Raw genomic sequence first — 19,189 nt, 5'->3', positions numbered from 1 at the left:
CCTCTATCATCTGTATTACTTCAAGTTCTGTTTAAAGAAACTGGTTAATTTATTAAATGGAATGAGATCGACTCGATCATATAAATCGACATGTCCAGCGCCTTTAACGTAGTAAAGCTCTTTAGGTTGACCTGCGAGTTTATAAGCTTCCTCACTAAACTCTTTTGAGTGGGCCTGATCACCCGTAATAAATAGCATTGGACGTGGTGAAATCGTTTCAATGTCGTTAAATGGATAGAAGTTTAAAAATTTGACATTACTTGTGAGAGTTGGGTGGGTTGTAAGCTCTCTCGATGAGCCTTTAGGCGTATATTCTCCGCGTGGAGTACGATAAAAGTCATAAAATTCGCGTTGAATAGGGTGTGTATCTGCTGTTAGCTCATGCGTAGTCCCGCTGGTATATTTTGTTTCACCACCTTTAAATTCAACATAACGCTGCGTAGCGGCTTCTGCAATAATTTGCTTTCTTTGCTCTAAGGTTTGTGAGTGACGTAGACCATTCCGGTTTGCTGCGCCCATATCATACATGCTGACAGTTGCTATCGCTTTCATACGCGGGTCAATTTTTGCGGCGCTAATGACAAAGCTACCGCTTCCACAAATACCTAATACACCAATGTTATTAGGGTCAATAAAAGATCGAGTTCCTAAATAATCTACAGCCGCACTAAACGCTTCTGCATAAATGTCTGGGGCAACTAGATTTCGAGGTTCACCTTCACTTTCACCCCAGTAAGGTAGGTCAATTGCTAGGGTAATAAACCCTTGCTCAGCTAATTTTTGTGCATAAAGCATAGAACTCTGTTCTTTCACAGCACCCATAGGGTGACCTACAATAATTGCAGGACTTTTACTATTTTTATTGAAGTTTTTAGGAATCACTAAGTTCCCAACCACGTTCATGTTGTACTGATTTTTAAAAGTCACTTTTTGAATAGTCACTTGTTGGCTTTGATAAAAATTATTCGCGCCGTTACTCATGTCTGCTGCCATAGCTGAAGTTGAAGAAAACAATCCAATTGTTGCTGCACAAATTGCCGCTGCTGTATGGGTTTTAAGCTTTTTAAAAAAGGGAGATGTAGTCATAAATACCTCAATTTAAACAATGTGAATGGGTGAATAGATGGATGCTTATTCGATTTGGGAAATTGAAATTTTGATGGGTTGTTTTTGCTTGAATGCTTGGGGAATAGCATCAAGTTTCCCAAGAAAAATGAGGCCATTCGCGTAACCAACGGCTGAGTCTTTATAGAAAAAAGCCAGATTACCCCACGGAGCATAATAAGTAAGATCACCAGCCTTGCCCGCATAACCATGAGGCGAATTTTGCACAGTTAGCTTGGTGGGTAGATCAGCTATTTTTTCAGTAGAGTCATAATCTTTAAGTGTTAATGTCAGTGGAAGCTGCTTGGCAAAATCTTCAACAGTAGGTGTTATAGCTAATGTGCCAAATAGTGGTTGCTGTGTTCCATCAATATCAATACGGATTTTCATCATCGATACCCTTTGTTGATTTTTACCTTGAGGCTTTAATGCATAAGAGGTGGAAGTAACTGAGAACAAAACACATAGGCTGACTAAACCTTTAAAAAAATTATGATTAGCCATATCAAATCACCTCACTTCTTTAAGAAAAAAGCACATAAATGCAATGAAGCTATTTAGCGTTTAACGTAAAGATATGAGTGGAATTTATTAATTTTTTACAATAATAAAATGACTCATAATAATCGCTTCAGTTTATTTAAATCTTCATGTTTACTGCTTGATATGGATTTTAACGAATCTTCTTTTTAATAATTAGTCTAAAAAACAAACATGGACTTATGAGTAATATTCATGAATAGTTTTATCCTTTATAATGAGATTGAACCTTGAACAGAGATAAAAGCAGATGATAAATAAAGAAAACTATAATGATCTTTATGCTTTTTTAATGGTGGCACGAGAGGGTAGTTTTACTAAGGCCGCAGGGAAAATGGGAATTTCACAATCTGCGCTAAGCCATACGATTCGGGGGTTAGAAGAACGTTTGGGAATGTTGCTCCTGACCAGAACCACACGTAGCGTTTCGCCTACAGCAGCAGGCGAACGGTTGAAACAAACAATTAGTGCCAGTTTTGACCAAATAGATAATGAATTATCACTTTTAACATCATTTCGGGATCAACCCGCTGGTACGGTTCGGATTAATGCTAGCAGTCATGCGATACGGGAAGTGCTGATTCCAAAACTTAAAAAGATTGCTGGTGATTACCCAGATGTACAAGTAGAAGTGACTGCCTATAGCGGCATGGTTGATATTGTGGCAGAACGCTTTGATGCAGGCGTTCGTTTCGGAAGCCGCGTAGCTGATGGCATGATTGCAGTACGTATTAGTCCAGATGTCAAAATGGCGGTAATAGCAACACCAGCATATTTTGAACAATATGGAATTCCTAATACCCCTAAAGATTTAATAAATCATCAATGTATTGGCTATCGTTTAACGACTCAAGGCAGTGTGTATGCGTGGGAGTTTGTGAAAGATGGTCAAGAAACAAAAGTTAAAATTCAGGGGCAATGGATATTTAATGAAAGTTATGAAATTGCACAAGCTGTTCGGGCCGGATTTGGACTGGCTTATATTCCAGAAGATTTGATTCGAGAAGATCTAAAAGAGGGGAAGCTAATTCAAGTTTTGGCAGAGTACAGTATCCAGTTTCCCGGATACCACTTGTATTATCCACATCGCAGACAACTTTCACCTGCATTACGATTGGTTATTGATGTGTTACGTGAGTAGCATTCCGCCATGTAACATAAGCAGTAATCGCGCCTAATAGCAAGATAGTTGCGCTCATATAGAACGTGGCGCTATAACCATGTGAGTCATATAATAATCCGCCTATAGTTGCGCCTAGAGTAATTGCAAATTGAATAATCGCAACCATCAAACCACCACCAATTTCGGCATCTTGATGTAGTGTTTGGGCAAGCCATGTATTCCATGCAACAGGTGCCGACGTTCCAATAAAGCCCCATAAACCCATCAATATGGCAACGAACCATAAATGCTCACCACCAAACACAAAAGCTCCAGCAATCGCTGCCATGATCAATGGAATAAGAATCAGATAACGATAAACATGTTGGTGAAGGATTAAACTAATTACAAAAGTACCGATTAAACCTGCTAAACCTAATATTAATAATAAAATGGATAGCATTGTCGCATCCACATGAGTAACAGTTTCTAGAAATGGGCGTAGATAGGTAAATAGCGCAAATTGGCCCATAAACAGCAATAAAATTCCTGTCATCCCATAAAGTACAATTGGGCGTTTTAGTAAACCAAATGGATTCTTAGATTTCTCGGCCGACAATATTGCAGGAAGAGAGGGCATACTTTTAAATTGCCAAATAAGTGCAACAATCGCGATGGGGACAATACAGAAAAAAGCACCACGCCAGCCAATAATTGAACCTAAAAAACTTCCTAATGGTGCTGCAATTGTGGTGGCTAGAGCATTTCCCCCATTTAATAAACCGAGTGCTTTAGGTACTGAAAGCGGAGGAACGAGTCGCATAACAATTGATGTCGACATGGCCCAAAAACCACCAATAACTACGCCTAAGATTGCACGACCCAACATAAACAAAGCCGCAGAATGGGCAAATGTAATGACTATGCCCGAGGCAATCATCAGTAGGGTGAGTAATAAAATGATATGGCGTCGGTCCCATGCCTTAAATACACGACTAATAGACAGGCTGGTCATCACAGCAAAAATACCAGAAATTGCGATTGCTTGACCTACTTGGCCTTCACTCATATTTAAATCTGAAGAGATGGGGGTGAGTAAACTTACGGGCATGAACTCAGATGCAATTAATACTGCGCAGCAGAGCGACATTACAAAGACGGCACCCCAGGCAGGTGTTGAGTGTTCATATGTGCTTTGCTCAATTTGATGAAAAGAAGACATAAAAGTTCCAATCTCAAAACCATTGAATTTTCATAAATGAAATGAATAAAATCTGGTTGCAGAGCTTAACAGTAATGATTTGAGAGGATTAGACGCTGAATTACGAATAGAATTATGAGTTTTATGCATGAATTGTATTTAAAAAGCATACAGACTCGCTGCTAAAAACAGGCTATTTTTTTACACTTAGATTTGTTCTTATAGATAAAGATTATACCAAGTCATTTCTAAATAAATATGAGTCGTAATACGAGGAATTCATTGTGAATATTCAACAAAAAGATGATGCAAAACACGGCAGCTTTAGCTTACTTGATGGTGAAACCGTTGCTGGTGAAATGACTTATACGTGGGCAGGCGAAGGCATGCTGATTATTGATGCGACAGATGTGAATGAAAATTATCGGGGACAAGGTGTAGGTCGCCAATTACTTGACGCTTTGGTGGCTTTTGTTCGTGAAAAAGACGTAAAGGTGATTCCGCTTTGCCCATATGCTAAATCGGTTTTTGATAAAGATCCAAGTATTGGTGATGTACTTAGAAAGTAAGCAATAGATTGCAAGTCATTTAATAGAAATCGGGCCTTGGTGTCCGATTTTTTTTATTGGTTTTATTATTCATCTTGTTTTAGTGAATAGGTTTTGAGCGGTTGAGCTCAACTGATTTGAAGGCTTTCGATTGCCAGATCGAATTTATCAAACTTATAGAAAAGCTTATCTAATAAAAATAGTTTTAGACCAATTGGGAAAAAAATAAACTCGTTGCACAAATATTTAATGGCTGATGAAAGCTAAATATTTATAACGTTTTAATATTATTTTTGGAATTTTCCTTGAACTGGCAGTATATCCATAGTGTGTTGCCGCAATTTTTCTCTGCAACTTTGACCACGCTGAAAATTTCAATTATCAGCATTATTTTGGCAATTATTGTAGGGCTAATTTGCAGCATTTTAATCACATATCGCGTGCGGGTGCTAAATAGAATTGCCCAGTTCTATATTGAGTTATCTCGAAATACCCCTTTATTAATTCAACTGTTCTTTTTGTATTACGGTTTGCCAAAACTCGGTATCAAAATTGATGGTTTTGCCTGTGGTGTGATCGGACTGACCTTTTTAGGCGGAAGCTATATGGCTGAAGCTTTTCGAGCAGGCTTGCAGTCTGTTGCAAAAGGGCAGATTGACTCTGCAAAAAGTATTGGTCTACAACCGATTCAAATTTTTAGATATGTCCTTTTTCCTCAAGCACTGGCTATTTCAATTCCAGCAATAGGGGCAAATTGTCTATTTCTGATTAAAGAAAGTTCTGTGGTCAGTGCAATTGCTGTCGTTGAACTGCTTTTTGTCACTAAAGACTTAATTGGTATGGACTATAAAACCACTGAAGCTTTGTTTTTACTCATCATGGCTTATCTGATTATTTTATTGCCCGTGTCTATTTTAACCAGTTATCTGGAGCACAGAAGTCGGAAGGTGAGCCATGGAACTTGATTATCTATTTCAAGCGAGTCACCTCGAACGTTTAATGTGGGGACTTTGGGCAACTGCAAAAATTGCATTTATTTCAGTGTTTTTCTCTGCAATTTTCGGCACAGTTTTCGGCGTCATTATGACCTCTAAAAATATAGTCGTTAAATCGCTGTGCCGTCTGTATTTAGAAGCCATTCGAATCATTCCAATTTTAGTTTTGCTGTTTGTGTTTTATTTCGGCTTTGCGACATGGTTTAACTGGCAGTTTTCAGCAATGTGGGTATGCGTTGTCGTATTTGTTTTGTGGGGTACGGCAGAAATGGGCGATTTGGTCCGTGCAGCTATTACTTCAATTGATCAGCATCAACGCGATTCGGCCTATGCGCTCGGACTTACCCATGTTCAAGCCTTGGTCTATGTCATTTTCCCGCAAAGTCTAAAACGAGTAACACCAGGCGCGATTAACTTATTTACCCGAATGGTGAAAACCAGCTCTTTGGCAGTCCTGATTGGTGTGGTTGAGGTCATTAAAGTTGGCCAGCAAATTATTGAAAATTCACTGTTGACCGTGCCAAGCGCTTCTCTTTGGATTTATGGCTTTATTTTTATTTTGTATTTTCTGATTTGCTATCCCTTATCTCGTTTGGCGGCACATTTAGAAAAGGTCTGGGAGTAATTATGCCTTTGTTATCGATACAACAATTACAGAAATCATTTGCACAAAGTCATATTTTACAGGGCATTGATCTGCATGTAGAACAAGGAGAGGTGGTTGTTATTTTAGGTCCATCGGGCTGCGGTAAAAGTACCTTATTGCGCTGTATTAACGGGTTAGAGCCAATCCAGAGTGGTGAGATTCGTTTAGCTGGCTCAGGTGTGCTCGGTAAAGATGTGGACTGGACGAATGCTCGTCAAAAAATTGGCATGGTTTTTCAGAACTATGAGCTATTTGGGCATATGAACGTCATTGACAATATTTTGCTTGGACCGCTTAAAGTACAAAAACGCCACCGCGATGAAGCTGAACAAGTAGCAGATGAGTTGTTAAAGCGAGTTGGACTATTTGAGCGAAAACTTGATTATCCACGACAACTTTCTGGTGGACAAAAACAGCGTATAGCCATTGTCCGTTCACTGGTCATGCAACCTAAAGTCATTTTACTTGATGAAATTACCGCTGCGCTTGATCCGGAAATGGTCAGAGAAGTACTCGATGTAGTACTCAAATTGGCGAACGAAGGAATGACCATGTTGATTGTGACACATGAGATGTCCTTTGCCCGTAAGGTTGCCGACCGCATTATTTTTATGGATAAGGGCAAGATTATTGAACAGGCTTCACCAGAAGAATTTTTTGAACAGCCAAAAACAGAAAGAGCGAAAGCTTTCTTAAATATTTTGTCGTACTAAATTTTTATTATTTGAATCATGAGGAAGTGAATGTTTAAACGTAATTCAATAAAAATATTAAGCAGTCTTGCTGTTGCTGGGGTGTTGTTAACTGCATGTAGTAAAACGCCATCCACTGAACAAGCAAGTAATACTCAAGTGGATCAATCTTTAGAACAAATCAAAAAAAATGGAGTTCTACGCGTTGCCGTTTTTGCTGATGATCCGCCATTTGGTTATGTAGATAGTGCAGGTAATAATCAGGGCTTTGATGTGGCTTTAGCAAAACGAGTGACCAAAGACTTGCTTGGTGATGAAAAGAAAGTTGAGTTTATTGTGACTGAAGCTTCAAATCGGGTGGAGTTTTTAAAATCAAACCGTGCCGATGTTGTATTCGCGACGTTTACAGTGACGCCTGAACGTAAGGAAGTTGTAGATTTTGCCGAACCTTATTTAAAAGGAGCTTTTGGCATTGTCTCGCCTAAAGCCAAGCCGATTACCGACATTGCCCAATTAGAAGGTAAAACCTTAATTGTAAACAAAGGCACAAGTTCAGATACGTACTTCACCAAGCATTATCCGAAAGTAAATTTACTCAAGTTTGAAAGAAACTCGGATGCCTTCAAAGCCTTAACCGATGGTCGTGGTGACGCAATTTCACAAGATAGTACTTACGCTTTAGCGTGGGCCGCGAAGAACCCAAGTTATGTGGCAGGTATTCAGTCCATTGGTGATCAAGAATTTATTGCACCAGCAGTTAAAAAGGGCAATACCCAATTATTGAATTGGCTCAATACTGAAATCAAGCAGTTAAGAACAAGTGGTGAAATTAATAAAATTTATGATGAAACCTTGAAACCAATTTACGGCGACTCGGTCAATCCGAATGTGTTTTTAGATGTAGGCCAATAATTTTCGATATCGCTAGAGCAGTGTTTAGCATTAGGCGCTGCGATTTTAAATAAGACTTTTACAAGAACGATAGGGTGAAATAATGACAACATTAACATTTCAAAACGTGAAGCATATTTTGGCTGCATCTTTACTGAGTTTAGGTTTAGTTGCCTGTGACAAAGGAACTCAGTCTACTGAAAAAACGGCAGATACCACACAAACTGTGTCGAGTATTGAACAGATCAAAAAGAATGGCGTGGTACGAATTGGCGTATTTAGTGACAAACCGCCGTTTGGATATTTAGATGCTCAAGGTAAAAATCAGGGTTTTGATGTGGAGATTGCTAAGCATGTCGCTAAAGATTTGCTGGGTGATGAAAACAAAGTTGAGTTTGTTTTAACTGAAGCGGCTAACCGTGTCGAATATTTAAAAGCCAATAAAGTGGATATTATTTTTGCAAACTTTACCGTTACACCAGAACGTAAAGAAGTGGTCGATTTTGCTAAACCTTATTTGAAAGTTGCTTTGGGAGTTGTTTCTCCTAAAAGTCATCCGATTACCGATGTTGCTCAACTTAAAGACAAAACTTTGTTGGTAAATAAAGGTACGACAGCTGATTCATTCTTCACCAAGACTCATCCTGAAATTAAACTGCAAAAGTATGAACAAAACACTGAAACTTTTGATGCTTTAAAAGATGGTCGTGGTGCTGCGCTTGCACATGATAACTTGCTGGTTTTAGCTTGGGCTAAAGAAAATCCAAATTACACCGTTGGCATTACCAATTTAGGTGAGCAGGACTTAATTGCTCCAGCAGTGAAAAAAGGTGATAAAGAGTTATTGGACTGGTTGAACCAAGATTTAGAAAAATTGGCAAAAGAAGGTGTAATTCATCAGGCTTATGAAAAAACTTTAAAACCAGTGTATGGCGATACCATTAATCCAAAAGATTTATTGGTTGAGTAATCGTGCTAATAATCTCTAATGATTAGTCTTCTAAATAGTATTTGCTCGAGTTAAGAGCCGTCTAAATTTTTAAAGTCGGCTCTGCTGCTAATTTATCTGCCAAATATTGAATCAACACACTCAATTTAGGCGGAACATGTCGCGTTGGTGGGTAAAGTAACCATAGCCCGCCACTATAATAGGTTTTAAAATACCAATCTGGTAAAACCTGAACTAAAGTACCTTGTTGTAGAGCATGGCGTGCAACGAAGTACGGCAAGCTCGCAATACCTAAATGCTGTAATGCTGCACTCAAACGCACACCTGTATGGTTTGCTGCGTAACGCCCACGCACGGCAACATTAATCGATTTATTCCCTTGTTGAAATTTCCATTTTGAGTCACTGGCTTGTTCGCCCAAGTAAATACATTCATGCTGCTTTAAATCATGAGGGTGGTTTGGAGTGCCATGCTTTGCCAAATATTCAGGTGTAGCACAAACCAAGTGATCGATATCAATCAGCTTTCGACCCATGAGGCCACCCGATGGTTGCTCCGTAATTCGAAGCGCTAGGTCAACTCCATCATCAATGAGGTCTACATAACGATCTTCTAAAAGCATTTGAATATCGATTTTCGGGTAGCGTTCTAGAAATTCGGGTAAATGCGGATGAATCATAAAATGCCCCACAGCTTTCGGAACACTCATGCGAATAATACCTTCAGGTTCGATATGAAATTGGCCTGAACTTTCCATAACGGCTTGTGCAGCATTCACCATATCTAAACAGCGTTGGTAAACCTGTTGTCCACTTTCACTTAAACGAAGTTTCCGTGTAGTCCGATAGAGTAAGCGGGTGCCTAAAGCACGTTCTAAACGAGCAATCGCACGACTTACCGCAGACGGCGTGGTACCGAGTTGTCGGGCTGTTTCAGAAAAACTTTCTGACTCGACCACCTTAACAAAGGTCGCCATTTCATTTAACAGAACCAGACTTTGATTTGTGCTCATGAGGCAAAAGTTATTTGGATTTTGATTGGATTATCGCTCTTAAGAAATGGTAATACAATCTTTTTCATCTTAGGGAATATATGAAAAAGTATGACACAAGCATTATATTTAACAGGTGTTCTTGCCGCTGAAGTTGAAGTTTTAGACTGTACTTCATGTGAAGATGGGCGCTTTGCCATACGCTTATCGGCAACACCATTTCACCCTCAAGGTGGTGGTCAACCTAGCGATAAGGGAAGCATTGCAGAAGTTGAAGTAGTGCATGTGGCAATTGAACAAGGGGAAATTATTCATTACAGCTCTCAACCTGTTGCGTTGGGCGCGGCATTAGCAAAGGTGGATTTAAATACGCGCAATTATCATAGCCGATTACATTCGGCTGGACATCTCATTGCACATGTAATGCATCTATTTGGCTGGCAAGCTATAAAAGCTCAGCACTGGCCTAGCGATGCTCGTGTTCAGTTTATTCCTTTAGATACAGCCCAACAGTTAGATGGTGAAACTCTTCAGCAGCAATGTTCTCACTATATTCAAGCTAATTTACCAACCCATCTTCATCAACATGCTGATGGCTTTCGTGAAATTAGTTTTGGTGAGTTTCCTGCATTTCCTTGTGGCGGAACGCATGTCACGGCATTAGGAGATATTGGTTCTATAGAAATTCAGTCTTATCAGTTTAAGAAGGGAAAGCTCAGTGTCAGCTATAGCGTTGCCGAGGAGGTTGCATAAATGTGGCAGTTGTATGGACATGAATTTTTAACGCTAGCGCTCATTCACTTTATGGCGGTGATTTTACCGGGACCAGATTTTGTGATTACGGTAAGACAAAGCGTACGTTATGGCTACTTAATTGGATGTCTGACTGCGATTGGTATTGGTGTCGGGATTTCAGTTCATGTGTTTTATACACTTGTTGGGATTGGCTTTTTGATTCAACAAAGTGAATGGCTCATGTCGCTCATCAGAACAGCGGGGGCAGCCTACTTAGTGTATTTAGGATGGCAGTGTTTACGTAGTCAGCCTAATACCAATATTGAGATTAATGGCTCAGCAGACGGTGACACTCCGAGTTTATTTAAAGCTTTTACGATGGGTTTTCTTACCAATGCATTAAACCCGAAAGCTACTATCTTTTTCCTGGCAATTTTTACGACGATTGTAAGTACGACCACACCGATGAAAGTTCAGGTTTTTTATGGGGTCTGGATGTGTATGGTCAATGCCATCTGGTTTATGGTCGTGAGTGTACTGTTTGCTCAGCCTATTGTACGTAAACGATTTCTAGAGTTTGGAGTGTATTTTGAGAGAGTAATGGGAGTGTTGTTAATTGGGATTGCGTTAAGATTGATTTGGGGATTGTTTGTTTAATTGCCGTGAGTATTTAATGGGGGTTACAGAAGTACGATTTTAGATTGCTTATAGTGTTCACAACGTTCATACCTGTATTCGCTCGTGCTAAATTTCATCCACAGCCTGCCCATAATTTATAAAGATAATGTATTTGCAATATTTTTTGAAAAATGAAAACAGAGAACAGGTTCTGTGGATGAGAAAGTTTTTGGTTACTTTTTTAAAAAAAGTAATGGAATTAGCTACTTTCTTTGGATTTGAAAACGGTAAGACTCCGCCGTGATAACCACTAATAATTTTTAGCTCAACCTAAAGTCATCTGCGAACTATTGCATAGCACGACAGAGTATTATCGCTTAAAGTTTTAATTTCTTCAGTCGCCTTCGGCTGGACTTACTTTGGTTTCGCTCAAAGTAAGCAAAAGCATTGTCATCTGCAAAACCTGTCGACTTATTTCATTTAACTAATATTTCACAGAAACAGAATCTTTTTGATGCTACGCAGGTTGCAGACGACTTTTGCTCGAGTAAATGTAGTGCTAGGACTATTTGAGTTTTAATAGTTTCCTCATTGAAAAATTGAATTTTAATGATGGCAAATTAATTATAAAAAAGACCGCTCGTAAGCAGTCTTTTCTCAAAAAATAAATTTAATTCGTACGCCTATTCCGCGTAAGTTGATGTAATACCGACACCAATAAATCAATTTCTTCAGTTGTATTATAAAAAGCCAAAGATGGACGAACGGTCTGCTCTACACCAAAACGACGTAAGATTGGTTGTGCACAATGATGCCCAGAACGTACCGCAATACCATGTTGATTTAAAGCTTTACCGACTTGTTCAGTTGAATAGCCTTGTAAGGTAAAGGACATAACACTGGCTTTGTGATGTGCAGTTCCAATCAAGCGCAAACCAGACACACTGCTCAGTGCATTTTGACCATATCCGAGTAGATCATGTTCATAGCGAGCAATGTTATGAATACCTAGACTTTCGACATATTCAAGTGCAGCGCCTAAACCAACAGCATCGGCAATGTTTCCAGTTCCAGCTTCAAACTTGTTTGGTGCAGGTTGGTAAACTACTTGTTCGAAGGTAACATCCTGAATCATGTTGCCGCCACCTTCCCAAACAGGCATGCTCTCTAACAGTTCTGGTTTTGCATAGACCGCGCCAATACCCGTTGGCCCAAACACTTTATGTCCAGAAAATACAAAAAAGTCTGCATCAAGAGCTTGTACATCGGTAGGAATGTGCGAAACAGATTGGGCGCCGTCAACTAAAACACGAACACCTTTGGCATGCGCAATTTTAATGACTTCAGCAACAGGTGTGACTGTGCCTAAAGCATTCGAAACTTGAGTAATCGACAGCAGTTTAGTGCGCTCATTAATCAGTCTTGGCAACTCTTCTAAAATAATTTGCCCTGTGTCATCCACAGGAATGACTCTTAATTTTGCTCCAGTTTTTTTAGTGAGTTGATACCAAGGCACAATATTGGCATGGTGTTCTAAGTGAGAAACGATAATTTCATCACCTTCACCAATATTTTGCTCACCCCATGTTTTTGCAATAAGGTTAATGCCTTCGGTTGTTCCTCGAACAAAGATAATTTCTTTAGAAGAGGGTGCACCAATAAATCGGGCAACTACATTTCTTGCATGTTCATAGGCGTCGGTTGCACGAGCCGCTAACTCATGTGCAGCACGGTGAATGTTTGAGTTTTCATGCTGATAAAAATAAGCAATCCGATCAATTACGCGCTGCGGTTTTTGTGTGGTCGCAGCATTATCCAACCAGACTAGAGGTCGACCATTGACGCGTTCCTGTAAAATTGGGAAATCGCGACGAATGGCATGTACATCGAGTGGTTGAGCACTGCTTGCTACAAAAGTGGGTTGTGATGGTTGATAGTGACTATAACTTTGTCCACTTTGAGGCAAGTCTAAAAAATAAAATGCAGAGCTTGGCGAACTTTGGGTTGGCGTGTTCGTTGCAAAACGATCTTCCGCCAGCAATGATTTCAGCTGGTCACCATGTGGTAACTGAAAAGACTGCGCAACCGAATGATTATCTTCAACACCTTTAACAGAGGGCTCTGCTGCATTGGGAGTAGAAAAATCATTTAAAAAATAATAAGGTGATTCACCTGCACCCGTTGGTAAGCTTGGTTCAATGCGTGGCACATTGGGTTCACTATGAGCAGCTTGTGGCAAATGTGGTTCAAATGGTGGACGTGGCAAATTAGCTCCACCAACCACAGGCGCAGACGCTACAATTCGACGTTCAGGGTAGTCTGGCAAATTTGGAATATGTTCAGGAAATTCCGGATTGAGACTTTTCTGAAAGGCGATATTGGGCGCACGACCACTGAGTGCAGAAAATGGTTCACCCAGTTGTGGTGGGTGCGGTGGCGCTCCGACAGGTAAGTCCAAGTTAAGGCCCGATGGAGAAGCTGAACTGCTTGAGCTTGGTAATGCTGAAAAAAACTCATTAGCAAGACGAGCAATGGTGGACTCATCAGGGAAGTTGGCTGGTGGATTAACACCAGTCACTTCAGGCCCCGTTGGACTACCTTGCAGATTACTTGTAGTTAACTGGGTAGTCATGATATTTGTCCACCTCCACATCATCTAATACTGCCAACGCATCATCAGTGAGTACTGCAAGTGAGCAATATAACGAGATTAGATACGACGCAATCGCGTTACGGTTGATTCCCATAAAGCGTACTGAAAGCCCTGGTGACTGTTCACCTGCAAGACCCGGTTGGAATAAACCAACAATCCCTTGACGCTTTTCACCAACACGAAGCAGCAAGATTTTAGTTTTGCCGTCTTCTACAGGAATTTTATTTGATGGAATGAGTGGAATACCGCGCCATGTAATGAACTGAGAACCAAATAAGCTAACCGTTGGAGGTGGTACGCCACGACGTGTACATTCACGTCCAAATGCTGCTATCGCATCAGGGTGTGCGAGGAAAAATCCCGGTTCTTTCCAGACTTTACGTAGCAAATCATCAAGATCATCTGGAGTAGGTGGACCATTTAAGGTCGAGATACGTTGGTCATCTGTCACACTTGCCAGTAAACCGTATTCAGGGTTATTGATAAGCTCACTTTCTTGACGTTCTTTAATGGTTTCAATGGTTAAACGAAGCTGTTCTTTAATTTGGTCGTGTGGGCTGCTGTAAAGGTCGGCAACACGTGTATGTACATCTAAAACAGTAGATACACCATTTAAAAAGTATTCGCGTGGCTCTGGGTCATAATCGACAAAAGTTTGAGGTAAAGTTGCTTCATCACGTTGTGTGCAAGCCACCTGAATGTCATCAGTATTATTTACACGGTTTAAGCGGTAGATACCTGCTTCAACAGGAAGCCATTGAAGTAAGTGAGTCAGCCATCTGGGAGTAATTGTAGAAAGTTGAGGAGCAGTTTTGGTTGCATTGGCCAGTTGACGGGCCGCATGGTCCCCAAGAGCAAGTTGGGCTTTGTCTGTATTTTTCGCCATGAATCATTTTTCCTTATTACAGTGGCTTGGTTATAAAATGTTGATTTTTTAAATTATCGTGTTAACAGATTAGAATTAAATATTCGATTTTCAAAATATGAATAAGGTATAAATAAATGAATGCAGATCACTTATTGTTAATAAGCATATATTTATGAAAATTTAATATAAATGAGTAATAAACTGATTTATATATACCAAATTCATGTTTTTAATATATGGGTTAAAACACTTATATATAAAATTGTGAATACGATTTATTTAAATTCTGGATTTTTTTGATAAGCCTCGAGTGGTGACTGTAAAATCTGGCTTCCTGCGGGAATACTATGTGTAAGCCAGACATTTCCTCCAATAATGGACCCTCGACCAATCGTAATACGACCTAAAATGGTGGCACCCGCATAGATCACCACGTCATCTTCAACAATTGGATGGCGTGTATAGTCTTTTTTCAAACCACCGTCATCATTGGTTTCAAATCGTTTCGCTCCAAGGGTCACGGCCTGATAAATACGAACACGTTCCCCAATGACACTAGTTTCACCAATCACCACGCCTGTACCATGATCGATGAAAAAACCTTTACCGATTTTTGCACCCGGATGAATATCAATACCTGTTGCAGAATGCGCCAACTCGGAAATAATGCGAGACAATAAAGGCACTTGGGCATAGAGTTGATGCGCAATTCGATGATGAATAATCGCAAATATGCCCGGATAGCAGAGCAGTACTTCATCCACACTATGCGCCGCCGGATCGCCTTCATAAGCAGCGCGCACATCGCCGTCTAAAAGACGTCGTATAGACGGCAGTGTGTTGGCAAAATCCTGCACAATATTTTGAGCAAGTTCCTCTGGTTGTTGGACTGTGTTCGAATGACTCAAATGACGTTTTGCTTCATAATTTAAAGCCAGTTGTACTTGAGCATGTAAGGCTGTGAGTACCCGATTTAAAGTATAGGCAATATAAGAATCTTCAGTTTCCTGGCGTAAGTCGGCAGGGCCTAAACGCATTGGAAATATAATTCCGCACAGGTCATCTAAAATAGCTTTTAAAGCTTCTTTAGATGGAAGTTCACGGCCCCCAAATTCTTTGGTCCTGTGTTGCTGCTGACGCCAGTCATGCCTTGCTTGTTGTAAACCTTGTACAACAGCATTAATGTTCCATTGAGTCACAAGCTTTCCTTGATTCACTGAAAATTGATTAGAGTATTAGTCTTGTTGCCAAGGAAGTTGATGAATGCGCCAGCCGTTTTTTTGATTACGCTGTTGTTGATCATCTAAATCGCCTTCAAAGCCTTCAAGAACGTTATAAATGTGCTCAAAACCAGCATTAAATGCGGCCTCGGCAGCTTGTGCCGAACGGTTGCCACTACGGCATAACAAAAGAATAGTTTTGTCTTTGCCAACTTTTGATTCGAGTTCTTTTAAAAAGCGTGGATTACGGTTAAACGATGTGCCTGTTGCCCAAGCGACATGAACACTTTCAGGAACATAACCCACAAATTTACGTTCTTCATTGGTACGCACATCAACTAAAACAGTTTCTCCTTGTTGTACGAGCTGCCATGCATCAGTAGGTGATAAACTGCCACTAAAATTAAGTTCATGGTCTTGTGCGTATTGCTGTGCTTTAGAAAGAATATCTTCATTTGACAAGGATGGATTTGAACCAGTTGAGATAAAGCTTTGAGGAGCTTCTGTATTTAATTTAGCATTCATTGAATATATCCTTATCTTCGATTCAGATTGTTATTGTTCAATTTACGCGGTTTTAAATATAAGCAAAAATAAGGAATATCTATTTATATATATTATTTTGATAAATAAGAATGGGGGATATTTTTATAAAAAAGTATTAATTAAGCTTATATAGTTCTTTAGTTAAAATTGATGGAATAATCATTTTAATAGTTAATAAAAAGCGTGTGAATTAAAATAATCCACACGCTTTCAAAAATTAAGCAAATCCACCATTTACACGAATGACTTGTGAATTTACCCAACGTCCATCTGGGCCAGCTAACATAGCAACTACACTGGCAATTTCTTCAGGTGTTCCGATTCTTTCCAATGGAGCGAGTTTTGCAATAGCTGCCACTTGCTCATCAGTTTTTCCATTATAAAAAAGGTCAGTTCCTGTCGGGCCCGGTGCAACAGCATTTACAGTAATATTTCGGCCGCGTAACTCATTTGCTAATACATGTACTAAGCCTTCTACACCCGCTTTCGAGGCAATATAGGGACCATATGCTGGAAAAGATTTAGCAATTACACTGGTTGAAAGGACAATAATCCGGCCACCATCTGGAACTGTTTCGGCTGCATGCGCCAATATTAAAAAAGCACCACGTAAATTGGTATGAATTACTCTATCGAAATCTGGCAGACCTTCAGGTGTAATTTTTGCCATAGGCATAATGCCTGCGCTATGAACTACGACATCCAATTGACCGTTAATGGCTTTAGCTTCTTGAAACAAACGACTCACTTCATGTTCATTTGAGACGTCCGCTTGAATAGCAGAGGCTTGACCACCTTGTTCAATAATATGATCTACAGTGGCTTGGGCGTGAACCTTATTGCCCGCATAGTTAACAATCACATAAAAACCATCTTGGGCTAAACGTTCTGCAATAGCACGGCCAATACCACGTGATGCGCCAGTAACCAGAACTGTCTTTTTTGAAATATTCATTCTTAGATTGCCTGTTTGAGTAGGTATGGCTTATTTTAATAATATAGAAATATGGGATAAATCTTTATAATTGGATATGATAATTCCATATTTATTAATAATAGATAGTGTTAAAAGCGAGCACCATGGATAAATTTGATACCTTGCAACTTTTTACCCGCATCGTAGAGTTGGGTAGTTTTAGTCAGGCAGCCGATCAACTCAATATCCCACGCGCTACAGCAAGTAATGCCATTAAAGAGTTAGAGAATAATTTACAGTGCCGTTTGCTAGAGCGGACGACTCGGCATGTAAGACCATCACTAGATGGACAAGCATTTTATGAGCGTTGTACACAAATATTATCGGAACTCGATGATGCAGAATCATCTTTACGCAATGTAATTGCACAGCCTCGTGGTTTGCTACGTGTCGATTTATCAGGTGCACATGCGACCAAAATTGTTTTACCTAATATTGATCAATTTCACGAGTTGTACCCCGACATTGAACTCGTAATTAGTACAGGCGATCGCTTGGTTGATCTGATTAGGGAAGGGATAGACTGTGTGGTGAGAGCGGGGCGTTTGGATGATTCCACTTTAATTGCTAGGCATTTGGTCGATATGCCACAAGTCGTTTGTGCAAGTCCTGACTATTTAAATAAACATGGAACGCCTCAGCAACCAAAGGATTTGTTATCACATTATTGTGTCAATTTCTTCTCGACATCAGGCGGGCGGAATTATCCATTTGAATTGATGGTGAATGGCAAAAAACAAGATTATTTTTTGAAAAGCTGGATCGCGGTAAATGATGCTGAAAACTATGTATTATCTGCTTTACGTGGGGCTGGTTTAATTCAGGTCCCGCGCTATCATGTGGCGAATGAGTTAAAAGACGGGCAACTGGTTGAGGTTTTATCTGAATGGGAAATCCCGGAAATGTCAGTTTCTGCTTTATATCCGCAGCATCGGCAGCTCTCACCACGAGTACGCGTTTTTGTCGCTTGGTTAAGTGAGTTATATACAGGCTATTTTTCAAAATAACGATAGCGTATAAGGTATAGGTAGAATACTTATCTAGAACATATAAAATTTTGGTGAATATGTGATTGAACTACCCAATGCAAATGATTGGATTGTCAGAAATTCTGACCCTAATAGTCTAGAGCGAATTGAAGCATTTTTTACCGATCATGCTTACGAGTCACATCGCCATGATACTTTTGCAATTGGGCGGACTTTAACTGGTGTTCAAAGTTTTCATTATCGGGGAGAGATGAAACATAGCCAGCCGGGAATGACGATGGTTTTACATCCTGATGAAAAACATGATGGAGAATCAGGTACGCGAGACGGTTTTAGATATCGGATGGTGTACGTAGAACCTGCAACCCTACAGGAAATTATGAAGGGCAAACCTTTACCATTTTTTGAAAATGGCTTGAGTCAGGACCCTCGCTTATTTAAGGCAACCGATGTGTTATTGCAAGGAGTAGATCAACATATCGACTCTTTAGAAAACCAAGATGCTTTATATGATTTGGCCAATGCACTTTACGAAATTTCTGGTGACCATCCACGAACTTCTCATAGTTATGACTATGTTGCCGCCGAGCGTGCAAGAGAATTTATACATGCCTCTTTATATGAAAATATCTCTTTAGATGATATTGAAAAAAATGTGGGACGAGACCGCTGGAGTCTTTCACGTGATTTTCGATTGCTATTTGGTACAAGTCCACATCGATATATGACTATGCGTAGGCTGGAAGTTGTGAAGTCCTGTTTGATGTATGGAGAGTCCTTAACTCAAGCTTCATTGATTGCAGGATTTTTTGATCAAAGCCACATGACACGCCATTTTCTAAAAGCTTTTGGTTTAACCCCAGCCAGATGGCGGATGATTAATAAATTAGCTTGCTAAACCAAATGATTCAAAAGTCAGTCTATT

At 39.9% G+C, this 19,189-nt stretch carries 21 protein-coding genes; 11 read left to right on the top strand and 10 right to left on the bottom strand.

Going from position 1 to position 19,189, the window contains the following annotated elements:
- Window positions 1-15: 15 nt before the first annotated feature.
- The gene (locus F935_RS08335) at window positions 16-1,086 is read right to left on the bottom strand and encodes an alpha/beta hydrolase (protein WP_016138514.1); all 1,071 of its coding nucleotides are present in this window, start codon (window positions 1,084-1,086) and stop codon (window positions 16-18) included.
- Window positions 1,087-1,131: 45 nt separating this feature from the next.
- The gene (locus F935_RS08330; protein WP_016138513.1) at window positions 1,132-1,608 is read right to left on the bottom strand and encodes a cyclophilin-like fold protein; all 477 of its coding nucleotides are present in this window, start codon (window positions 1,606-1,608) and stop codon (window positions 1,132-1,134) included.
- 286 nt (window positions 1,609-1,894) lie between these two features.
- Between F935_RS08330 and F935_RS08325 the strand changes: the two genes are divergently transcribed.
- Window positions 1,895-2,785, top strand: a complete 891-nt coding sequence (locus F935_RS08325; RefSeq protein ID WP_016138512.1) for a LysR family transcriptional regulator — start codon at window positions 1,895-1,897, stop codon at window positions 2,783-2,785.
- On the opposite strand, the gene F935_RS08320 is transcribed toward F935_RS08325, so the two are convergent.
- Window positions 2,763-3,968, bottom strand: coding sequence for an MFS transporter (locus tag F935_RS08320; protein ID WP_016138511.1), 1,206 nt, complete (start codon window positions 3,966-3,968; stop codon window positions 2,763-2,765). The genes F935_RS08325 and F935_RS08320 overlap by 23 nt on opposite strands.
- A gap of 263 nt (window positions 3,969-4,231) precedes the next feature.
- On the opposite strand from F935_RS08320, the gene F935_RS08315 reads away from it, so the two are divergent.
- Window positions 4,232-4,516 (top strand): GNAT family N-acetyltransferase, encoded by a 285-nt coding sequence (locus F935_RS08315; protein ID WP_005069864.1) that lies wholly within the window; start codon window positions 4,232-4,234, stop codon window positions 4,514-4,516.
- A 107-nt stretch (window positions 4,517-4,623) separates the two neighbouring features.
- On the opposite strand, the gene F935_RS18340 is transcribed toward F935_RS08315, so the two are convergent.
- The gene (locus F935_RS18340; protein ID WP_080645566.1) at window positions 4,624-4,737 is read right to left on the bottom strand and encodes a hypothetical protein; all 114 of its coding nucleotides are present in this window, start codon (window positions 4,735-4,737) and stop codon (window positions 4,624-4,626) included.
- 63 nt (window positions 4,738-4,800) lie between these two features.
- Here F935_RS18340 and F935_RS08310 point away from each other — a divergent pair, with 63 nt between their 5' ends.
- The 5 genes from F935_RS08310 (at window position 4,801) to F935_RS08290 (ending at window position 8,689) form a co-directional block, all read left to right on the top strand.
- Entirely contained in the window at window positions 4,801-5,460 is a 660-nt protein-coding gene (locus F935_RS08310) for an amino acid ABC transporter permease (protein WP_016138510.1), read from the top strand.
- A complete protein-coding gene (locus F935_RS08305; RefSeq protein WP_000418074.1) occupies window positions 5,450-6,115 on the top strand; it encodes an amino acid ABC transporter permease in 666 nt (221 codons plus the stop codon). The genes F935_RS08310 and F935_RS08305 overlap by 11 nt, the downstream gene beginning before the upstream one ends.
- 2 nt (window positions 6,116-6,117) lie before the next feature.
- Window positions 6,118-6,849 (top strand): amino acid ABC transporter ATP-binding protein, encoded by a 732-nt coding sequence (locus tag F935_RS08300; RefSeq protein WP_016138509.1) that lies wholly within the window; start codon window positions 6,118-6,120, stop codon window positions 6,847-6,849.
- Between the two features lie 30 nt (window positions 6,850-6,879).
- Window positions 6,880-7,740, top strand: coding sequence for a transporter substrate-binding domain-containing protein (locus F935_RS08295; protein WP_016138508.1), 861 nt, complete (start codon window positions 6,880-6,882; stop codon window positions 7,738-7,740).
- A gap of 82 nt (window positions 7,741-7,822) precedes the next feature.
- On the top strand, window positions 7,823-8,689 hold the full coding sequence (locus F935_RS08290) for a cysteine ABC transporter substrate-binding protein (protein ID WP_000209985.1): 867 nt from the start codon (window positions 7,823-7,825) through the stop codon (window positions 8,687-8,689).
- Window positions 8,690-8,750: 61 nt separating this feature from the next.
- Here the strand turns inward: F935_RS08290 and F935_RS08285 are convergent, their stop codons facing one another.
- Window positions 8,751-9,680: a LysR family transcriptional regulator gene (locus F935_RS08285; protein WP_016138507.1), complete on the bottom strand. Its 930-nt coding sequence runs from the start codon at window positions 9,678-9,680 to the stop codon at window positions 8,751-8,753.
- Between the two features lie 90 nt (window positions 9,681-9,770).
- Here F935_RS08285 and F935_RS08280 point away from each other — a divergent pair, with 90 nt between their 5' ends.
- The gene (locus tag F935_RS08280) at window positions 9,771-10,412 is read left to right on the top strand and encodes an alanyl-tRNA editing protein (RefSeq protein ID WP_016138506.1); all 642 of its coding nucleotides are present in this window, start codon (window positions 9,771-9,773) and stop codon (window positions 10,410-10,412) included.
- Complete coding sequence (locus tag F935_RS08275) at window positions 10,413-11,051, top strand: LysE family translocator (RefSeq protein ID WP_016138505.1); 639 nt, start codon at window positions 10,413-10,415, stop codon at window positions 11,049-11,051. It abuts the gene before it with no gap.
- 631 nt (window positions 11,052-11,682) lie between these two features.
- Here F935_RS08275 and F935_RS08270 read toward each other — a convergent pair.
- The 5 genes from F935_RS08270 to F935_RS08250 form a co-directional block, all read right to left on the bottom strand.
- Window positions 11,683-13,644, bottom strand: a complete 1,962-nt coding sequence (locus F935_RS08270) for a family 2A encapsulin nanocompartment cargo protein cysteine desulfurase (protein WP_016138504.1) — start codon at window positions 13,642-13,644, stop codon at window positions 11,683-11,685.
- Window positions 13,619-14,551 carry a family 2A encapsulin nanocompartment shell protein gene (locus F935_RS08265; protein ID WP_001107602.1) on the bottom strand — a complete coding sequence of 311 codons (933 nt, stop codon included), beginning with the start codon at window positions 14,549-14,551 and terminating at the stop codon, window positions 13,619-13,621. Before F935_RS08265 ends, F935_RS08270 begins: the two co-directional genes overlap by 26 nt.
- A gap of 257 nt (window positions 14,552-14,808) precedes the next feature.
- Complete coding sequence (gene epsC, locus F935_RS08260) at window positions 14,809-15,750, bottom strand: serine O-acetyltransferase EpsC (RefSeq protein ID WP_080645564.1); 942 nt, start codon at window positions 15,748-15,750, stop codon at window positions 14,809-14,811.
- A gap of 18 nt (window positions 15,751-15,768) precedes the next feature.
- Complete coding sequence (locus tag F935_RS08255; RefSeq protein ID WP_016138502.1) at window positions 15,769-16,278, bottom strand: rhodanese-like domain-containing protein; 510 nt, start codon at window positions 16,276-16,278, stop codon at window positions 15,769-15,771.
- 238 nt (window positions 16,279-16,516) lie between these two features.
- Window positions 16,517-17,254 (bottom strand): SDR family oxidoreductase, encoded by a 738-nt coding sequence (locus F935_RS08250; protein ID WP_016138501.1) that lies wholly within the window; start codon window positions 17,252-17,254, stop codon window positions 16,517-16,519.
- Between the two features lie 125 nt (window positions 17,255-17,379).
- Between F935_RS08250 and F935_RS08245 the strand changes: the two genes are divergently transcribed.
- Together F935_RS08245 and F935_RS08240 are read left to right on the top strand one after the other, a co-directional pair.
- Window positions 17,380-18,282, top strand: a complete 903-nt coding sequence (locus tag F935_RS08245; protein ID WP_016138500.1) for a LysR family transcriptional regulator — start codon at window positions 17,380-17,382, stop codon at window positions 18,280-18,282.
- Between the two features lie 61 nt (window positions 18,283-18,343).
- Complete coding sequence (locus F935_RS08240) at window positions 18,344-19,162, top strand: AraC family transcriptional regulator (RefSeq protein ID WP_016138499.1); 819 nt, start codon at window positions 18,344-18,346, stop codon at window positions 19,160-19,162.
- The last annotated feature ends 27 nt before the right edge of the window (window positions 19,163-19,189 follow it).

Source organism: Acinetobacter calcoaceticus ANC 3811 (assembly GCF_000399665.1).
In the GTDB taxonomy this organism is placed as follows: domain Bacteria; phylum Pseudomonadota; class Gammaproteobacteria; order Pseudomonadales; family Moraxellaceae; genus Acinetobacter; species Acinetobacter calcoaceticus_B.
Note: the sequence above shows the minus strand (reverse complement) of the source record. Positions and strands in the feature narration are given on the sequence as shown.